This is a genomic window from Dietzia sp. Alg238-R159, assembly GCF_900537145.1.
GTDB lineage: Bacteria > Actinomycetota > Actinomycetes > Mycobacteriales > Mycobacteriaceae > Dietzia > Dietzia kunjamensis.
This window is the reverse complement of sequence record NZ_UNRI01000001.1, coordinates 317,880-335,460: the sequence shown is the minus strand read 5'-3', so window position 1 is coordinate 335,460 and position 17,581 is coordinate 317,880. Positions and strand designations below refer to the sequence as shown.

Annotated in this window: 16 protein-coding genes and 2 pseudogenes; 5 read left to right on the top strand and 13 right to left on the bottom strand. The window is 67.9% G+C overall.

Translation table 11 applies throughout. The annotated features are described in order from the left end of the window. The first annotated feature begins 65 nt into the window (after positions 1 to 65). From G6R20_RS01520 to G6R20_RS01510, 3 genes are all read left to right on the top strand, one after another. A complete protein-coding gene (locus G6R20_RS01520; protein ID WP_163375395.1) occupies positions 66 to 461 on the top strand; it encodes a (deoxy)nucleoside triphosphate pyrophosphohydrolase in 396 nt (131 codons plus the stop codon). Next, positions 458 to 3,670 (top strand): DUF3427 domain-containing protein, encoded by a 3,213-nt coding sequence (locus G6R20_RS01515; protein WP_163375394.1) that lies wholly within the window; start codon positions 458 to 460, stop codon positions 3,668 to 3,670. Before G6R20_RS01520 ends, G6R20_RS01515 begins: the two co-directional genes overlap by 4 nt. Before the next feature lie 243 nt (positions 3,671 to 3,913). After that, entirely contained in the window at positions 3,914 to 4,885 is a 972-nt protein-coding gene (locus G6R20_RS01510; RefSeq protein ID WP_163375393.1) for a VOC family protein, read from the top strand. Positions 4,886 to 4,936: 51 nt separating this feature from the next. Here the strand turns inward: G6R20_RS01510 and G6R20_RS18605 are convergent. Further along, positions 4,937 to 5,122: pseudogene (locus G6R20_RS18605) on the bottom strand (sucrase ferredoxin); the annotation flags it as partial. Here G6R20_RS18605 and G6R20_RS18600 point away from each other — a divergent pair. Further along, positions 5,114 to 5,277: pseudogene (locus G6R20_RS18600) on the top strand (LuxR C-terminal-related transcriptional regulator); the annotation flags it as partial. The pseudogenes G6R20_RS18605 and G6R20_RS18600 sit on opposite strands and share 9 nt — an antisense overlap. On the opposite strand, the gene G6R20_RS01505 reads toward G6R20_RS18600, so the two are convergent. The 11 genes from G6R20_RS01505 to G6R20_RS01455 form a co-directional block, all read right to left on the bottom strand. Continuing rightward, on the bottom strand, positions 5,255 to 6,145 hold the full coding sequence (locus G6R20_RS01505) for an alpha/beta hydrolase (protein ID WP_240341264.1): 891 nt from the start codon (positions 6,143 to 6,145) through the stop codon (positions 5,255 to 5,257). The pseudogene G6R20_RS18600 and the gene G6R20_RS01505 sit on opposite strands and share 23 nt — an antisense overlap. 110 nt (positions 6,146 to 6,255) lie before the next feature. Further along, a complete protein-coding gene (locus G6R20_RS01500; protein WP_163375391.1) occupies positions 6,256 to 7,125 on the bottom strand; it encodes an SDR family oxidoreductase in 870 nt (289 codons plus the stop codon). Further along, positions 7,122 to 8,282, bottom strand: a complete 1,161-nt coding sequence (locus G6R20_RS01495) for a hypothetical protein (protein WP_240341223.1) — start codon at positions 8,280 to 8,282, stop codon at positions 7,122 to 7,124. Before G6R20_RS01495 ends, G6R20_RS01500 begins: the two co-directional genes overlap by 4 nt. A 98-nt stretch (positions 8,283 to 8,380) precedes the next feature. Beyond that, complete coding sequence (locus G6R20_RS01490; RefSeq protein ID WP_120284854.1) at positions 8,381 to 9,400, bottom strand: AraC family transcriptional regulator; 1,020 nt, start codon at positions 9,398 to 9,400, stop codon at positions 8,381 to 8,383. Positions 9,401 to 9,515: 115 nt separating this feature from the next. Further along, complete coding sequence (locus G6R20_RS01485) at positions 9,516 to 10,418, bottom strand: sucrase ferredoxin (RefSeq protein WP_163375390.1); 903 nt, start codon at positions 10,416 to 10,418, stop codon at positions 9,516 to 9,518. Then, entirely contained in the window at positions 10,415 to 11,650 is a 1,236-nt protein-coding gene (locus tag G6R20_RS01480) for a cupin domain-containing protein (RefSeq protein ID WP_163375389.1), read from the bottom strand. The genes G6R20_RS01485 and G6R20_RS01480 overlap by 4 nt, the downstream gene beginning before the upstream one ends. Beyond that, entirely contained in the window at positions 11,651 to 11,929 is a 279-nt protein-coding gene (locus tag G6R20_RS01475; RefSeq protein ID WP_061917080.1) for a hypothetical protein, read from the bottom strand. It lies immediately after the preceding gene. Positions 11,930 to 12,186: 257 nt separating this feature from the next. Further along, entirely contained in the window at positions 12,187 to 12,858 is a 672-nt protein-coding gene (locus tag G6R20_RS01470; RefSeq protein WP_163375388.1) for an enoyl-CoA hydratase/isomerase family protein, read from the bottom strand. Positions 12,859 to 12,926: 68 nt separating this feature from the next. Further along, positions 12,927 to 13,262, bottom strand: coding sequence for a type II toxin-antitoxin system PemK/MazF family toxin (locus G6R20_RS01465; RefSeq protein WP_163375387.1), 336 nt, complete (start codon positions 13,260 to 13,262; stop codon positions 12,927 to 12,929). Next, on the bottom strand, positions 13,255 to 13,482 hold the full coding sequence (locus tag G6R20_RS01460; RefSeq protein WP_067714579.1) for a hypothetical protein: 228 nt from the start codon (positions 13,480 to 13,482) through the stop codon (positions 13,255 to 13,257). The genes G6R20_RS01465 and G6R20_RS01460 overlap by 8 nt, the downstream gene beginning before the upstream one ends. 198 nt (positions 13,483 to 13,680) lie before the next feature. After that, positions 13,681 to 14,715, bottom strand: coding sequence for an aspartate-semialdehyde dehydrogenase (locus tag G6R20_RS01455; protein WP_132063754.1), 1,035 nt, complete (start codon positions 14,713 to 14,715; stop codon positions 13,681 to 13,683). Between the two features lie 451 nt (positions 14,716 to 15,166). Between G6R20_RS01455 and G6R20_RS01450 the strand changes: the two genes are divergently transcribed. After that, the gene (locus tag G6R20_RS01450) at positions 15,167 to 16,057 is read left to right on the top strand and encodes a DUF559 domain-containing protein (RefSeq protein WP_240341222.1); all 891 of its coding nucleotides are present in this window, start codon (positions 15,167 to 15,169) and stop codon (positions 16,055 to 16,057) included. A 194-nt stretch (positions 16,058 to 16,251) separates the two neighbouring features. Here the strand turns inward: G6R20_RS01450 and G6R20_RS01445 are convergent, their stop codons facing one another. Continuing rightward, the gene (locus G6R20_RS01445) at positions 16,252 to 17,514 is read right to left on the bottom strand and encodes an aspartate kinase (protein WP_163375386.1); all 1,263 of its coding nucleotides are present in this window, start codon (positions 17,512 to 17,514) and stop codon (positions 16,252 to 16,254) included. Between the last annotated feature and the right edge of the window lie 67 nt (positions 17,515 to 17,581).

Below are 17,581 nucleotides of genomic sequence, written 5' to 3'. Positions count from 1 at the left end.
AGTCTCAGCGGGACCTGTCGGGTAGAACAGGGACCGACGAGTACTGACACCTGCCCGAGGACGAGATGGCAAAGACAATTACCGTGGTTGGCGCTGTGTTCAGCACGGAAGACGCAGTATTGGCGTTCCGCCGTTCCCCAGGGCGCTCGGCCGGAGGAAAGTGGGAGTTCCCTGGGGGGAAGGTAGAGCCGGACGAGTCACCGCAAGACGCCCTTCGCCGTGAGATTTCAGAGGAACTAGGCCTAGACATCTCCGTGGGCAGGTTAATTGACCGGTCGAGCACACTCGTCGGCGACAAGGTCATTGACCTCGCCTGTTATTTCGTTAGCGCGGACGAGTACCCCTCTGATAGCTCGGATCATGACAAGATCACGTGGCAGCCATACGAGGCAATTCGCGACCTGGATTGGGCGAAACCAGACCTACCAACAATTGAAGCACTGCTAGAGTCCCGCGAGTGACCGAACCTTTACCGCACGGAGTCTACGAATCCCTAGTCACTCCTCCGCTCGAGCGCCGTATTCATGCAACTGACGCGGTTGCACAGTATGCAACGCCCGATGACACTGAACTCTCGCTTGCACTTTCTCGCTATATCCAGTCGGTGGTCCACGACCGCCTATCTGGTAAGCCCGCCGCGGATCAGCTAGAGCTCGCAAGGTCCGTACTAAAGTCCTTCGGCGATGAGCATGAGATTACGGCTTCCCGGCTGCTTCACGCTCTCACAGCCCACGGCAATCGCCATCCGAATAGACCCTCACATCCGTTCACCTCCGGAGCGCTGCTGACAAACGCTCGTGACGAGCCAAATCTCGGCAACGAGCTATCCCTCGAGATGGAGACAGCAGACCGAGTCGACTTGCTCTGTGCGTTTGTAAAATTCTCCGGTGTTCGAGTTATTGAGAACCAACTTGCCGGGCTGAAACGTCGCAATGTACCACTCCGCGTCCTTACCACGACTTACATGGGCGCTACGAACCGCCCAGCGCTAGACATCCTCGTCCGAGAATTCGGAGCGCAAGTTCGCATCAAGTACGAGATATCGTCGACGCGGTTGCACGCAAAAGCCTGGCTCTTCCACCGTTATTCTGGCTTCAACACCGCCTACGTTGGTAGCTCCAACCTCTCGAAGCCAGCCCTTGTGGACGGTCTAGAATGGAACATTCGACTCGCGGAAGCGGCAAGTAGCACAGAAATTGCCAAGTTCTCCAAGGTCTTCGACTCGTACTGGAGTTCACAGGAATTCGAAGAGTACGACCCAGATCGCGATGCAGCACGGTTAGATGCCGCCCTCGCGTCGGCCGGGCACTTCTCTAAGCGCGAACACTCCGCCAGACCGCATGAAGCTGCGGGAGATCTGGACCTCGAGCACTCCACGGCTTCCGCCCGCGGCAGCGACATGCACGAAGAACCAACTGCTCCAGGTGTCTCGCCGGACGGCCACCAACACACCGATCTGACTAACGACACTGCCCTCCTCGCTGCACCCACAGCCATTCACTTCACGCCCTACCCTCATCAGCGCCACATGCTGGAAGCGCTGGAGGCAGAGCGGAGGGTCTTCGGCCGACATCGCAATCTGATCGTCGCCGCCACCGGCACCGGCAAGACAGTCGTCGCCGCACTCGACTATCAGCGGATGTGCGATCCATCGGCCGGCCTTTACCCCACCCTCCTCTTTGTCGCCCACCGGAAGGAGATTCTGACTCAGGCGCTTGCAACGTACCGAAGCGTTCTCGGCGACCAGAATTTTGGAGAACTACTTGTGGGCGGCGAGCGACCGAGTCGAGGCACCCATGTATTTGCGAGCATCCAGTCGATTAGCCGCGGAGCACAGGCCGGAATCTCTTCGTCATGGGACGTCATTGTCGTCGACGAGTTTCACCACGCAGAGGCAGCTACCTACCAGCATTTATTAGAAAACTACGAGGCATCGGAGTTACTAGGACTCACAGCGACGCCCGAGCGAGCCGACGGGGTAGACGTCAGCAAGTTCTTCGGTGGACGAACCGCGGTTGAGCTCCGCCTGTGGGACGCCCTCAACCAAGATCTTCTGTGTCCCTTTCACTACTACGGAATCTCGGACGAGACGGATCTCAGTACCGTCAAATGGACGTCGTCCGGATACGACCCCACTCAGCTGTCGAACTTGTACACCGGCAACGATGCTCGTAGCGCCCTCATCTACCGGGCACTTCGAGAGAAGGTGCTCGACGCGAGAGCTATGCGTGCTCTCGGTTTCTGCGTGACCATCGAGCACTCCGAATACATGGCTAAGTGGTTCACAGACCGTGGGATTCCTGCAATCTCGATCAGCGCTAAAACCGCTCGCGAGGATCGCGAACGCGGCATCAGTGACCTTAGAGCAGGTCGCATCAACTGCATTTTCACGGTGGACGTATTCAACGAGGGCGTTGATATTCCCGAGGTTGACGTGGTGCTTATGCTCCGGCCGACTCAAAGTTCGACCGTCTACATCCAGCAGCTGGGCCGCGGGCTGCGTAGGTCACCCGCCAAGTCAGTGCTCACCGTTCTCGATTTCGTGGGCCATCACCGCGCCGACTTTGACGTATCCGCCCGGTACCTGTTAATGACCGGCCGCACCCGGAGGGAGCTCGGACAAGACCTCGAGAAGGGATACCCCACCTTGCCAGGTGCGTCCCGGATTGTTCTCGACGAGATTACCCGCGCCGAGGTGCTGGAGTCCGTCAAGCGCGCAGCCAACAACTCGAAGATGACCGCGCTAGTGGCTGACCTACGAACAGTTGGAGTGGAGAAAACGCTGTCGGCTTTTCTTCGAGAGACCAACCGCACGCTAGATGACGTCTACAGGGCGGATCGGTCGTGGCACACAGTGGTCGTCAAGGCCAAGGGAGATCCCGCGGTCCCAAAGGATGAGCACTCCCTCCTCAAGCGCCTCCACCGACTGCGAACTGTGGACGACCTCGACCGTATCGACGGGTACACACACGTCGCGAGGGCCATCCGCAACGGCGATTCAGTAAGTGAATCCGATCCATGGGCACGGATGCTCATCGACTTCATGTTTCCCCGCGACAAATTCGACCGATTCGATGACGCGGTGGAGCTTCTGTCCCGATACCCGAGCGTTCTCGATGAAATTCCCGAACTGATGGAAGCCGCTAGGGACAACATCGAATTGCTGCCGCTGCCTCTCGGTGGTTCTCTAAGCAACCTCCCGCTCCGCTCCCATGCGCGCTACCAGCGCGAAGAGCTACTCTCCGGTCTCAATTGGACGTCGATGGACCGCCGACCCGGCACCCACCGCGAGGGGGTTCTATGGTCCCCTGAAGTCGAAACTGATCTCTTCCTAATCAACCTGCACAAGGACGAGAAGACGTTCAGCCAGACCACGATGTACCGCGACATCCCGGTAACAAAGGACTTGTTTGACTGGGAGTCCCAGTCCACGACAAGACAAGCATCGCCCACCGGCAGGCGATACATCGCACACAAAGAAAACGGCACGAACATTCTCTTGGCAGTCCGAAATTCGCCGGATGACGAAGTCGGCACGGCGCCTTTCCTCCTATTAGGGGGAGCCGATATCGAGTCGTACGGAGGTGACAAGCCTATTCGGTTCCGCTGGCGGCTTCACCGCTCCATGCCAGCGGAAGTGCTCGCGGAAGCGTCGGTTATCGGGGCGTAGCCGCATCGGAACCGCCGCCCGATCAGCGTGACCCGGCGGCGGCTTCCTCCGTGCAATGGCTAATCCTCGTCGTCGCCGCCCTGACACCCCCCGCCCCACCTGCACCTTTCCCACCCACCGGAATCGAGTGGTGATGCGCGCCACAGCGCGGTCACAGTGTCCTCACCCTCCCTACGGCGCGCGCGGCGCGGCGGACGGCGGTACCCCGGCACGCCGGGACCCTCATCGGCGAAAGGACACTCCATGGGCGACATCCGGGCCCTCGGCTACCTCAGAATCGACACCACCGACCTCGACCGCTGGCGCACCCTCGCCCACGACGTCCTCGACCTGGGCGTGGGCGCCGGTGGCGACGATGACACCCTCCACCTGCGCCTCGACGAGCGCGCCCGCCGCATCACGCTGCGCCGCGCCGAGAAGGACAACCTCGCCGCGGTGGGCTGGGAGGTGCGCGACGAGATCGCCCTGGACCGCGTCCGGGCCACCCTCACCGAGCACGGCATCGCCTACCGCGACCTCACCCACGACGAGGCGCAGGCCATCAAGGTCGACGGCGCGATCACCCTGGAGGACCCCTGCGGCCAGCGCCTGGAGATCTTCCACGGCGCCGAGCTGGACCACTCCACGGTCTCCACCAAGTACCGCACCGAGTTCGTGACCGACGAGCTGGGCCTGGGCCACCTCGTGGTCCCCACCACCGACTACGACGCCACCATCGGCTTCTACCGCGACGTGCTGGGCTTCCACACCCGCGGCGCGTTCCCGTTCCCGTCCGCGCCCGGCATGCCTCCGCTGCGGATCCAGTTCATGGGTGTCAACCCCCGCCACCACAGCTTCGCCGTGATGCCCGCCCCGCACATGGGCCCCGGGATTGTCCACATCATGCTCGAGGTGGCCGAGATGGACATGGTCGCCCAGGCGATGGAGCGCACCACCGAGCACGGGTTCGGCATCTCCTCCACCCTCGGTCGCCACACCAACGACAAGATGGTGTCCTACTACCTGCGCGCGCCCGGCGGCTGGGACATCGAGTACGGCTACGACGGCCTCATGGTGGACGAGAACCAGTACCTGCCCCAGAACATCACCGCCGACAGCTACTGGGGCCATGACTGGTCCGGCAGCGAGCCCCTGGCCTGCACCATCCCGCTCGAGGAGACCGCCGCCGAGGCCGCGGCCGACTCCCTGTCCGAGCCCGTGGTGGAGACCGTCTGACGCACTGACGCTTCCTACGCGCCCCTGACCTCGATCAGCTCCCACCACCGCGCGGGCATGGTGCTGGGCGCTCTGCACGGCCGCCGAGCGGCTACTGTGTCCACGCAGGTACCGCTCGTCGACCCGCTCCTCGGTGTAGGCGGTGACGATGTCGGCCGGGTCCTCCGCCTGGTCGACGCGGCCGTAGAAGAGACCGTGCGGCAGGACGAGCATCGTCGCGGCGAAGCGGTCGCCGCCCGGCTACTGAGCCGGATGCGTGGTCCTCGGCCGGTGCTCACGGACCGGGAGTCCGAGGTCCTGCGCGCCGTGGCCGAGGGGGCTCGAGCAACCGGCAGCCCGCCGAGTCGCTGCACCTGTCCGAAGGCACCGTCAAGACCCATCTCGTGCATGTCTTGAGAGAGGGCGCTGTGAGACCGGCGCCGTCATCGTTCGGCGCAAGAACTCGGCCGTGATCCTGCCGGCGTGGCGGCTGTGCGGGGTCAGGCCGGCGAGCACCGGGAACGCGTGGACTGCCGAGTACCACCGATGGGTCTCGACGGGCCGCCCGGCCGCGTGGAGGCGTTCGGTCAGCTGGAGCGCGGCCGATTCCACGAGTTCGCCCGCAGCCAGGGTGATCAGCGTCGGCGGGAACACCTCCGGATCGCAGGTGAGCATCGAACGGCTGCTCTCCAGCCCGTCGGCGTGGTGCTGCCACAGCCTCTGGAACCGCTGCACCGTGACGGCCGGTTGGTAGGAGTCGCGCGTGGCCCACGGCCCCTCACGCACCTCGCCATCGACGTCGAGCAGGGGCGAGTAGCCCACCATCGCGGCGGGCTGGCGGACGCCATCGCGGGCGGCCAACTCGCAGATCGCGGCGGCCAGGTACCCGCCCGCCGAGTCCCCGGCCACCACGATCCGGTGATCCGCGGGCAGTTGCTCGGACAGAGCGCGATACCCGGCGTAGGCATCCGCGACCACGGTCGCCAGGTCGACCTCCGGCAGCATCCGGTAGTCCAGCGAGTGCACGGTCACGCCGAGGTCCATCGCCAGCCGGCCGCAGAGCCCACGGTGGGTGCCGGGGCCGCAGAAGACGAACGCGCCGCCGTGGAGGTAGAGCAGGGTCACGTCGGCCAATGCGTCCGGGCCGACGGAATCGGGGGTCGACGTCTCGGCCGCCGTGCCGCCGAGCACGGTCCGTTCCACACGCACCCCGGCGGGGCCCGCCAGTCGCGAGAACCCGCGCTCGACTGCGGCCAGCCCCCGGATCCCGGCGCCGGTCATGGGCCAGAAGCGGTACACCTGACGGAGCGTCGCCCGCCCGGCCCAGTAGAGCAACCGGGACTGCAGGTCGACCTCACGATGGATGGTCACGGAGGGGTCTGTCCGAGTGGTCAAGAGCGGGACGATCCTTGCGTTCGTAGGAGAGTGCGCTGCTTCCGGCGACCCTTGGCGGCCATCAGCGGCAGGAGGGCGGACGCCAGGCGGGGGAACGCGGCACCCAGCCTGGCCAGCGCCCCGCGCCTAGCCGGGACGGCCGTAACCGGGCGCCGCGACTCCAGCACCCTGCCCACCGCGCGCACCACGTCCTCCGACTGCAGGAGGACACCCGAGAACGACAGCGCCGCCTGCGGGTCCTCGAGTTTGTCGAAGAGCATCGGGGTCCAGATGCCGTCCGGGCAGATGCACGAGATGTCGATATCGTCCACCCCGGCCAGCCGCAGGTCGGCGGCCGTGCTGGAACTGAAGCCCATCACCGCGTGTTTGGACGCCGCGTAGACGGCCTCGCCCGGGACCGCGGAGATCCCCGCCAGCGAGACGATGTTGACGATGTGCCCGCCACTGCCGGTCGCGCCGGTGCCCGGGATACCAACGCTGCGGGCGCGCATGGCCTCGATCGCGGCGACCGTGCCGTTGATCGTCCCCAGCGCGTTGACGTCCAGCATGAGCCGCCGCTGGTCGTCGGTCTGCTCCCACGCCGGGCCTGTGAGCAGGACGCCGGCGTTGTTGACCCACACGTCCACGCCCCCGGTCTCCGCGACCAGCCGGTCCCGGGCCTCGTCGACCTGCCCGCGATCGCGGACGTCGACAGCGGCCCAGAGCGCGCCCCGCCCGATCTCCGCGGCCGCCGTCCGGGACGACTGTTCGTCCAGATCGGTGATCATGACGCGATATCCGCGGTCGGCCAGCAGGCCCGCGATATCTCGGCCCAGGCCGCGACCGGCCCCGGTCACGAGCGCGCTGCGGGTCCTCGTCGTCGTCACTTCCCGTCCCTCAGTCCGGCGCGGATCTCGCCGTAGGAGATCCCACCGTGGCAGTACGTCGGCACCACCGGCCAGAAACGCTTCCACGGCGCCAGTTCGGTGGAGGGCAGGATCTGCAGCCAGCGCGGGTCGGTCGGGCACGGGTCGGCGAGGGTCTTCTCCTTGATCATGGAGTCGTACTGGTCCAGCGCGTCCTCGAGGGTGTTGGCGTTGGGGCAGATCTCGCGGCCATACTCGCGGTGGTAGCGGCGCACGCCCGGGATCTTCGACAGCTCCGGCTGCCAGTTGTCCAGGGAGATGCCGTTCTCGGAGGACACCCACACGCCGTCCGGGGTGTTGATGACCAGCGAGTGGTTGCCGTCCGTGTGGCCGGGCGTCCACAGCAGGGCGATGCCGGGGCCGAGCTCGATGTCGCCGTCGAACACGGCGAACTTGTCCCGGGGGACGCCGTCGAGGCCGTCCTCGACGTACCAGGCCCATTGCATGGGGTGCAGGTCCTCCAGGGTGGCCAGTTCGCGGCGGTGCACGAGCAGCTGCGCGTCGCCGAACAGGGCGGTGCGCGGCGTCGGCTCGCCCGCGATCACCTCGCTCGAGCCGAGAATCATCCGGGGGTCCTGCACGTGCAGGTGGTCGAACGTGAGGAAGTCCACGTGCTCCGGCCGCAGCCCCACCTTCGCCAGGGCCTCGCCGGGCTCGTTGAAGTACTTGAGAATCGCCTTGCTGGCCAGGCGGCCGCCGGGGACGGCGTCGACCAGCCTCTCCAGATTGGCGTAGAACGGCGCCTTGGCGGAACCGGCGGGGACGGTCGGCTCGAACACCAGGGTGCGGGGCCGACCGTTCCAGTCGTCGTACTGGACCACCACCATGCGGTTGATCATGGTGACCAACGGCAGGCTGGGCACCGACACCGCGTTGTCGAAGGCGTACTTGACCGGGTACGGCGCCCCGGCCACGTCGACTGACCGCACCGCCCGCACCTGCCCCTGCTGCACAAACCGCTTCTTGTACTCGGCGGCCGCCGAGCGCACCGCCCTCAGCCGCTCGCCCCGCGGCCACACGTCGTGGACGCCGTCGAATTCGGGGATCGGCCGCGCTCCGATCTGCTCGAGCATGGGTCCGGACACCTGGTCCGAACGCGGTGGATCTTCGCGCAGCATCGTTCGCTCCTCCTCGCCGATGGGGTGGCCGCCCGGGGGGCGCCGGTCGTTCCCGCGGTCGACACCAGCATCCGGTGTCCGGCGGCGGGAAACTTGTGTCAGGGCGACAGGTTGGTGGTCCGCCTCAGCTCCCCGGGGGACATACCGAACCACCGGCGCGCCGCGTGGCTGAGCGTGGCCTGCTCGGCGAAACCGACCAGGTCGGCGATCTGGGTGAAGGACAGGTCGCTGGTCGTGATGAACCGGTGCGCGCGATCCCGACGCAGGTCGTCGACGACCCGGCCGTAGGTGGTGTCGACGGCGGCGAGGCGACGTTGCAGCGTCCGCGGGTGGAGCAGGAGCGCCCCGGCCACCTCGGCGAGGGTGGGGACGCGGCCGGGAAGGCGCTCCCCCACGAGGCGGCGCACCTGGTGAGCCACCGAGTCCGACGGGTCGGAGTACGAGCCCGTCAGGTGATCGAGGGCCGCGCGACGGAGATCCTCATCTGCGGAGGCGAACGTGGCATCCAACATCCGACGGTCGACACACAGCGCGGCCGCGGGCCGGTCGAACTTCACGTCGACGCCGAAGAAGCCCAGATACCGGCCGACCGGCGAGAGTGGTCCGTGCGGCACCTCCACCGACCGCAACCCGGTGGACTGCCCGACCAGATGCACGGCCACCCGGTAGAACACCCCCAGCCCCAGCTCGGCGGCCTGCGGCGAGTACGGCGACTCGGTCAACTCCTTGCGGTAGGTCAGGGCGATCACGCCGCGCCGGCCCCACGGGTCGTCGGCGACCTCGATCCTCAGCGCGGGGCTGTGCACGAACATGAACCGAGCCGCGCACTCCAGCGCCTCCGCGGGGGTCTGCGACGATCCGATCGCGCGCGCGATGGGGCCGAGAATCGTCACGTCCTGCCGTTCGGCCAGCCGCAGACCGAGGTCCGGGCAGCGCAGGTGGGCTGCCGCCACATCGAGCATCCGGTCGTGGTCGGTGATCGACAGCAGCCCGTCCTCGTCCGCCAACGTCTCTGGCTCGATGCCGAACCGCGCGAGCAGCCGATCCGGATCCCCGCCGAGTTCGGTGACGAGCTCAGCGAACCCGCGCAGGCTCGCGGCGCGGATCAACGGCTGCATCGACGTCGCCTGTCCTTTCGCGTGCGGAGTCCCCGAGGAGCCGCGGTCGAGGACGTCTCCGCGGAGCCACACGTGGTTCGACCATCCTCGCTCCACCTCGCCCCGACGTCCGGCCCTACCCGCCGCCCCTGACCTCGATCAGCTCCCACTGCCGGACCGGCCCGGGGGCGTGGGCCCGGCACATCGTGAAGATCGGCTCCGAGTAGGTCTCCCGCAGCCACACCTCGACCGGACCGCGCGGCCCCTCGAGCGTCACCTCGACGTGCTCGTCTCGTTCGACCACGCGCACGGGGGCGAAGGCGTCGATGCGGTCGTCGGGCTCCACCGCCCGGGCGTGATGCTGCGCGCTCTGCACGGCCGCCGAGTGACTACTGCGTCCGCGCAGATACCGATCGTCGACCCGGCCCTGGGTGTAGCGGGTGACGATGTCGGCCGGATCCTCCGCCTGGTCGACGCGGCCGTAGAAGAGTCCGTGCGGCAGGACGAGCATCGTCGCGGCGAAGCGGTCGCCGCCCAGGTGCGAGCACTCCCAGGTCGCCTCCGGATGCCGCTCGGCGATCCGCGCCGCGGCGCTGCGCCCCCGCACCGCGCAGCACTGATCGTGCTTGCCGTGCGCGCACACGGCGACCAGCGGGTCCGCTGACGGGGTGCCGGCGGAACCGTCGAGGGGGATCTCGGCGTACCCGACCGGGCCGTCGACCTCGCCCCACCGCAGCGACTCATGCCCGGGCCGAGCGTCCGCGAGCGCCCACCGCCAGCGTTGCTCATCGGTGTGACGACGACGACCCGGCCTGCGGATCGCGGCAACCCGCACATCAGCCTCCTGGGCACGCCCGGCGATCTCGCGACCCAGCTCGGGCGGAAGGAGTGACGGCGAGTCGAGCAACGCCGAGTATCCCCACGGGCCGGCCAGCTCGACCATCAGCCACCGCAACCCCCGGGAGCCCGACCCGTCCAGGGGATCGCCGCGGCGCAGCGACGAATCACTGCACGGCTCCCAGTCCGCAGGCCTGCTCATAGCGCCACCACCACGCCCTCCCGCAACAACCGCCGAAGAACCACCAGGCCATCGTCGGCATCGAGGCCGGGCAGCGAACCGGCGCTCACGGGGTCACCCTCGAGGACAGCGCGCAGGGCGGAAGCGCATACCGCCGGGAACGTCACCGACTTAGTGGGCAGCCTCAACACCACCGTGCCGGGATTGCCGGCGTCGGCGTCGGAGTCGGTGCAGTCCACCCGTGCGTGGAGTCCCTCGCGCAACTGCAGCTGAGTGTCGGCGTCGAGGGCGGCCACGGCATCGAGGGTGGCCAGCGGGCGGATCGCGGCGGGTCGTGTGAGGTCGAGGTACTTGCCAGCCAGCGCGTCGCCGGCGAGAGCGCTGAGCTGGTCCTGTTTCTCGGCGATCAACCGGGCCAATACGTCGAGGACCTCGCGGGCGTGAGGCTCGGCCCGGGCGGCATCGACCGGGGCGAGCCCGAACGGCAACGACGCCCGCAGCTCCTCCTCCGAGGCCAGTGCCTCGATCATCGCCGTGGCGACGTCGTGCCCGGTCAACGGGGCCACGCCCACGGTGAGGTGGATGGAGGTCTCGCCCTGCGCCTCGGCCGAGTGGACCCAGCCGCGCGGCAAGTAGAGGCAGTCCCCCGGCTCGAGCACGGTGTCGATCACCGGCTCGTTCTTCGCCCGTTCGGCGATCGCCTCGCGGTGATCGGTCCACGGCTGATCCGCAAGCGGATGGTGGTGCACGGGCTCGTGGACCCGCCACCGCTTGGTGCCGGACACCTGGAGCACAAAGACGTCGTGGACGTCGTAGTGCGGATCGAACCCGCGATTGGCAGGCGGGGTGATGTAGGCGTTGGTCTGCACCGGATGCCCGATGTCCGAGGTCATGCCCCGCACGAAGTCGATGATGGGCGGCCAGAACCGGTGCAGTCCCTGCAGGACGAGCGTCGCCCCGGCGGCGTACTGCGTGAGCACGCCGTCGGGATCGAGCTGATCGGCGATCTGCGCCCCGAACCCCGCGGAGCGGGTGAAGCACGCCCGGTCGACGAGCGTGCCCTCCCGCGCCATCCGGACGAACGGCGTGCGCACCCCGCGCTCGGCGACGATCTCGTCGACCATCCCGGGTGAGAGCAGGTCGGAGTAGTCGCGTGGCAGCTCGGCCGCCCGGGTCAGCAGGGGCCGCTGCCCCCACACCCCCGCAGCGAACTCATCCGAGCTGCACGCGACGCACCGATGAAGCGCCCGCAATTACTGCGTGCCGTCAGCGCCGCCGTCGGCACCATCCGGGTTGGAACCGCCGTCGGCCACCCCTTCGCCGGTGTTCGCGGATCCATCGGCGGAACCGTCCGCGCCGCCGTCGTGACCGTCCGGGTTCGAACCGCCGTCAGCCAAGCCCTCGCCCTCGCCCTTCATGTGGTGGGCGGACCCGTCGGCGCCGCCGTCATGGCCGCCCGGATTGGAACCGCCGTCGGCGATGCCCTCGCCCTGAGCGCCGGACGTGGTGATGTCGTCGTCGTTGATCGCCATCTGCGTTCCTCTCGTCGGTGCAGGCGTGAACCTGCAGGGAGTCGTGCGAACTGGCCACGTGTTCCGGCAGCATGCCGGGACACGAGGGGCGTGCAGTTCCACTATGGCACTGGACCGGCCTCTATACGACCGAAGCCGCCGCCGGTTCGGCGTGACCGGGCGACGGCATGGTTTCCGAGCGGCGGCGGGCCTCGTCGTCGTCGTCGATCTATCCCCGCGCTACCCCGAACTCGCGGTCGACCCGGGACGGGTGGGCATCAGAGGCTGACGCCGCCGGGGCCTCGGCCCAGCGCCTCGGTGACGGAGGCGAACATCGTGGACTTGATGGCGCCGAGCGTGGTGCGGTCCTTGCCGAGGATCGGCTGGAGACGCCCGAGCGCCGCGGTGACGATCTCGGCCTCCGCAGCGGTCGCGTCGACGAGGCCCGCCCCCTTCGCCTCGGCCCCCGGGTAGCGGTAGCCCGTGCTCATCGCGGTGATGGCGGTCTGCGGGGTCGTCTTGGCCTGGATCAGCGCCGCCATGCCCGGTGTGAACGGGATGTTGATGTCCACCTCGGGGAAGCAGAAGTAGCCGCGGTCGTCGCGCATCACCCGGTAGTCGTGGGCCATCGCGAGCATCGCCCCGCCGCCGAAGGCGTGCCCGTTGACCGCGGCGACCGTCGGCAGGGAGAACGTCAGGATGCGGGAGAACAGCTCGTGGATCCGGCCGACGTACCAGTCGAGGCGGTCGGAGTTGGCCATGAGCCAGTCGAGGTCGAGACCGTTGGAGTAGAACTTGCCCGACCCCACGGTGACGAGCCCCTTCGCCGACTGCTCGACCTCATCGAGGTGGGCATTGATCGCGTCGAGCCGGTCCGGGGTGAAGCGGTTCTCGTCGTCGCCGAGCGTGAGAACGGCGATGTCCTCGTGGTGGGTCAGGGTCGGGGTCATGGGTGGTCCTCTCGGGTGGTGGGTTGTGGGGTGTGGGTGGGTCGGGGTCGGGGTTCGGCGGTCGACCGCTACTCGTCGAGGAAATCCTGGATCCACCGGCGAATGTCTGCCAGGGTCCCCGCATCCACCTGGCCGGCATGGCCGACAACCCGCTGGCGCGAAAGGGTGCGCACCTGCTCGGTCATCGCCCAAGAGTCGCGGTCGAACACGTCTCCGCGGAGCAGGACGTGGTTCGACCATCCGCGATCCACCGACGTCACCGGCACCACCATCACGAGAGTATCGGCGAGGGAGATGTGCGCGCGCGACGAGACCACCACCGCGGGCCGGCGACCGCTCTGCTCACGACCCGCCACGGGATCGCGGACTACCCATACGACCTCCCCGGGAGTCGGGTCAGGCATCCTGCGCCCGCTCCCACCACTCGGACTCCTCGCGGTAGGACGCCAGATCCTCAGGCGATGTCGCGTCTATCTCCGCACGCAGGCGCTCGAGCCGCCGTTGCTTCTCGGCGAGTGAGGCGAGATACGCCAGATGATCGCCCAGCGTGCGGTGCTCCTCGGCGGCCTGCCTCTTCAGGAGATCCCGGAGGTCGCGACTCACCTTGATCGTCGTGTGGGACATACCGAAAGTATACCCACGGTCATACCGCCGAGATAGCGAACTCCTCGCGAGCCCTGTGCACAAGAGCCGCCGCCCGGTCTGCGTGACCGGGCGGCGGCTCTCGTCTGGGTGCGACTGCGGGGCCTCGTCGTCGTACTCCCGACCGGCTGCACTCCCGACCAGCACAGCCCGCGACTGGCCACCCGACCAGCAGGTGCGCTACTTGACCAGCAGTTCCGCGATCTGGATGGTGTTGAGCGCCGCACCCTTGCGGAGGTTGTCGCCCGCCACCATGAGGTTGAGGCCCTTGTTGCCCTCGATCGACTGGTCCTGGCGGATGCGGCCCACCAGCGACTCGTCGATGCCCGCCGCGTCCAGCGGGGTCGGCACGTCGACGACCTTGACGCCCGGCGCCTTCGACAGCAGCTCGCGCGCCTGCTCCGGCGTGATGTCTTTGTCGAACTCCGCGTTGATGCTCAGCGTGTGACCGGTGAACACCGGCACGCGCACGCAGGTGCCGGCCACCCGCAGCTCCGGCAGGTCGAGGATCTTGCGCGACTCATTGCGCAGCTTCTGCTCCTCGTCCGTCTCCTCGGACCCGTCGTCGACGAGCCCACCCGCGAGCGGCAGCACGTTGAACGCGATCGGCGCGACGTACGGCCCGTGGTCGTCGGTCTTCAGCGCCGAGCCGTCGTGCACCAACTCGTGGCCCGCGCCGACGTTGCCGGTGATCTGATCGTTCAGCGTGTCCACGCCGGCGAGCCCGGAGCCGGAGACCGCCTGGTACGTCGACACGACCAGGCGCTTGAGGCCCGCCGCGTCGTGCAGCGCCTTGAGCACCGGCATCGCGGCCATCGTGGTGCAGTTGGGGTTGGCGATGATGCCCTTGGGCGGGTTCTTCGCCGCGTCCGGGTTCACCTCGGAGACGACGAGCGGGACGTCGGGGTCCTTGCGCCACGCGCTGGAATTGTCGACGACGACGGCGCCGGCCGCGGCGAACCGAGGGGCCTGCTCCTTCGACATCGTGCCGCCCGCGGAGAACAGGGCGATATCGATCCCCTCCAGCTCCTCGTCGGGCGTGTTGGCGGTGTCCTCGACGACGATGTCCTCACCGCGGAACGGCAGCGTGGTGCCGGCGGACCGGGCGGACGCGAAGAAACGGACCTTGTCAGCCGGGAAGTCCCGCTCCTCCAGCAGGGCACGCATGACGCGCCCCACCTGGCCCGTGGCTCCGACTACGGCGACAGTGGTCATCGAAAAGGTCAACTCCTGAAAGGTTGGTCCCGGCCCGCCGCGGACGGGTTCTCCGCCCTGCGCTCGACCGACCGGCAGTACCCCATCCTACCGGGGTCGCCCAGCTCGGACAGCGGCGTGCGTCACACCCGGCCGCGCTTCGGGCACAGACACCACGCAAGGCGAGGCCGGGAGCGGAGCGCGGGCGGCGGGGCACGCCCCGCCATCCGGTCGCTCGCCCCCGGCCTCGCCGTCCGGCCTCGCCGTCCGGAGGAATTCGCCTGTATCGGCCGAGTGGCGTTGCGCGAATTCCTCTTCTCGGCGAGGACCGCGGTGCTCGCCGAGGGGGTCGACGTGCTGGGCCAGAGGCCGTGGCATCGCTATCCACACCCCTCGGCCCCATCCACAGGTCGACGCGGATCCCTGCTCTGCGCCCCTGCCAGTCAACGTCCGCTTGGCAGAGTCACGGTCCGTGAGCGCAGAATCCCGCACCGCCCCCATCCGCACAGCCCCCATCCGCACCCGCGACCTGCGGCACCTGACCGGAAGCCGCGTCACGAACCGCGGTTACACCCGCCTGCACCACGGACTGTGGGTCCGGAACCACGTGCACGTCGACGCCTGGGCACGGGCCGAAGCGCTCATGACGCTCTACCCGGACGCAACGTTGACCGGGTGGATCGCAGCCACGCTCTATGGGCACGACTTCCCGCCGCGCGAGTTCGCGGACGATGTGGTGGCGCCGGGCCGGCGGATCGAACGGCCCGGGCTGGCGGGCTGGCAGTACCGGATCCCGCCCGAGCACATCCACGTGCTGACGTCGGGACGTTCCCCCGACATCCGCATCGCCAGCCCCGAGTGGGTCTTGTTCGACATCGCTCGTCGCGAACCGCGCGTCGAGGCCATCTGCGCGCTCGACGCCTCCACCACCATGGGCGTCCTACCGATCAGCCGCCTACCGGCCCTGGTGGAGGACATGCACGGCGTCCGCGGTCGCCGGACTGTTCTCGAGAGGCTCGAGGAGGTCGACACAGATGCCGAGTCGCCCTGGGAAACCCGGACGCGGCTGTTCCTACTCGAGAACGGTCTGACCGGATTCGTCCTGCAGCACCGGGTGCCCGAGTTCAGGTATCGCCTGGACATCGCCTGGCCGGAGTTGAAGGTGGCGGTGGAATACGACGGAGGGGACCATCGCACGAAAGAGCAGCAGGCGAAGGACGAGATCCGACGGAACCGGCTTCGGGCGGCCGGCTGGTACATCGAGGTGGTCACCGCGACCTCGCTCGTCCGCACCCCCGGCGAGATCCTGGCCCACGTGCGCGCAGCCCTCCACCGCCGCGGCTACGGGAGCTTTCGCGGCTGAACCGACCGATTCGGACGACGAGCCGCGGCGGGTGATCGCCGAGCAGAGGATTTCGCACTGAGCCACTCGGGCGATACAGGCGAATTCCTCTGCTCGGCGGGGCGCCGGGTGCGCAGGCGGGCGCCGGGTGCGCCGGCGCCGGGTGCGCGGGCGCCGGGCCGGCCTGGCTTGGGGCGGGCCGGGCGAGGGTCAGGTCAGCGGCCGGTGCCGGCGTAGACCTGCGCCTCCTCGTCGCCGCCCAGCTCGAACGCCGTGTGCAGCGCGCGGACGCTGTCGGGCAGCTCGTCCTCCCGGACCAGGGCCGAGATGCGGATCTCGGAGGTCGAGATGAGCTCGATGTTGATGCCGGCCTCGGACAGCGACTCGCAGAACGTCGCGGTGACGCCCGGGTGCGACTTCATGCCCGCGCCGACGAGGGAGACCTTGCCGACGTTGTCGTCGTAGAGCACCTGGTCGATACCCAGATCGTCCTTGGCCTGCGAGAGGACCTCAACGGCCTTGGCACCCACCTCGCGGGGGCAGGTGAAGGTGATGTCGGTCTTGCCCTCCGCCTTGGAGACGTTCTGCAGGACCATGTCGATGTTGATCTCGGCGTCGGCCACCACGCGGAAGATCTTGGCCGCGTACCCCGGCTGGTCGGGGATGCCTACGACCGTGATCTTGGCCTCCGAGGCGTCGTGAGCGACTCCGGTCAGGACTGCGTCTTCCACGGGGATGTCCTCCACTTTTCCGGCCACGAGCGTGCCCGGGTTGGTCGAATACGAAGAGCGGACGCGCAGCGGCACGTGGTAGCGGCGGGCGAACTCCACACTGCGCAGGTTGAGGATCTTGGACCCGACGGCCGCCATCTCCAGCATCTCCTCGTACGAGATGGTGTCGAGCTTCCGGGCATCGGGCACGATCCGGGGGTCGGCGGTGTAGATGCCGTCCACGTCCGAGTAGATCTCGCACACGTCCGCGCCCAGGGCCGAGGCCATCGCGACCGCGGTGGTGTCGGACCCGCCGCGACCCAGGGTCGTGACGTCGCGGGTCTCTCGGGACACCCCCTGGAAGCCCGCGACGAGGGCGATCTTGCCCTCGTCCAGCGCCTCACGGACGCGCCCCGGGGTGATGTCGATGATGCGGCTGTTGCCGTGCCTGGTCGTGGTGATGATCCCGGCCTGGGATCCGGTGAAGGAATAGGCCTCCATCCCGAACGAACTGATGGCCATCGCGAGCAGCGCGTTGGAGATGCGCTCCCCCGAGGTCAACAGCATGTCCATCTCGCGCTGCGGAGGCGAGGGACAGACCTGATCGGCCAGATCGAGTAGCTCGTCGGTCGTGTCGCCCATCGCCGAGGCCACGACCACGACGTCGTTGCCCGCCTTCTTGGTCTCCACGATCCGTTCGGCCACCCGACGGATTCGTTCTGCGGACTCCACGGAGGAGCCGCCGTACTTCTGCACTACGAGTGCCACGCGGTCACACCCTTCCGGTGTTGATCGGCTTACCGCAGACCTACTTTACGGGAGGTGTTTACTCATC

What these genes read in the sequence shown, in the direction of transcription:
- G6R20_RS01505 (WP_240341264.1), bottom strand. Translation starts at nt 6,145, where the DNA reads ATGACCGGCGCCGGGATCCGGGGGCTGGCCGCAGTCGAGCGCGGGTTC.
- G6R20_RS01490 (WP_120284854.1), bottom strand. Translation starts at nt 9,400, where the DNA reads ATGCAGCCGTTGATCCGCGCCGCGAGCCTGCGCGGGTTCGCTGAGCTC.
- G6R20_RS01510 (WP_163375393.1), top strand. Translation starts at nt 3,914, where the DNA reads ATGGGCGACATCCGGGCCCTCGGCTACCTCAGAATCGACACCACCGAC.
- G6R20_RS01470 (WP_163375388.1), bottom strand. Translation starts at nt 12,858, where the DNA reads ATGACCCCGACCCTGACCCACCACGAGGACATCGCCGTTCTCACGCTC.
- G6R20_RS01460 (WP_067714579.1), bottom strand. Translation starts at nt 13,482, where the DNA reads ATGTCCCACACGACGATCAAGGTGAGTCGCGACCTCCGGGATCTCCTG.
- G6R20_RS01485 (WP_163375390.1), bottom strand. Translation starts at nt 10,418, where the DNA reads ATGAGCAGGCCTGCGGACTGGGAGCCGTGCAGTGATTCGTCGCTGCGC.
- G6R20_RS01455 (WP_132063754.1), bottom strand. Translation starts at nt 14,715, where the DNA reads ATGACCACTGTCGCCGTAGTCGGAGCCACGGGCCAGGTGGGGCGCGTC.
- G6R20_RS01465 (WP_163375387.1), bottom strand. Translation starts at nt 13,262, where the DNA reads ATGCCTGACCCGACTCCCGGGGAGGTCGTATGGGTAGTCCGCGATCCC.
- G6R20_RS01520 (WP_163375395.1), top strand. Translation starts at nt 66, where the DNA reads ATGGCAAAGACAATTACCGTGGTTGGCGCTGTGTTCAGCACGGAAGAC.
- G6R20_RS01475 (WP_061917080.1), bottom strand. Translation starts at nt 11,929, where the DNA reads ATGGCGATCAACGACGACGACATCACCACGTCCGGCGCTCAGGGCGAG.
- G6R20_RS01495 (WP_240341223.1), bottom strand. Translation starts at nt 8,282, where the DNA reads ATGCTGCGCGAAGATCCACCGCGTTCGGACCAGGTGTCCGGACCCATG.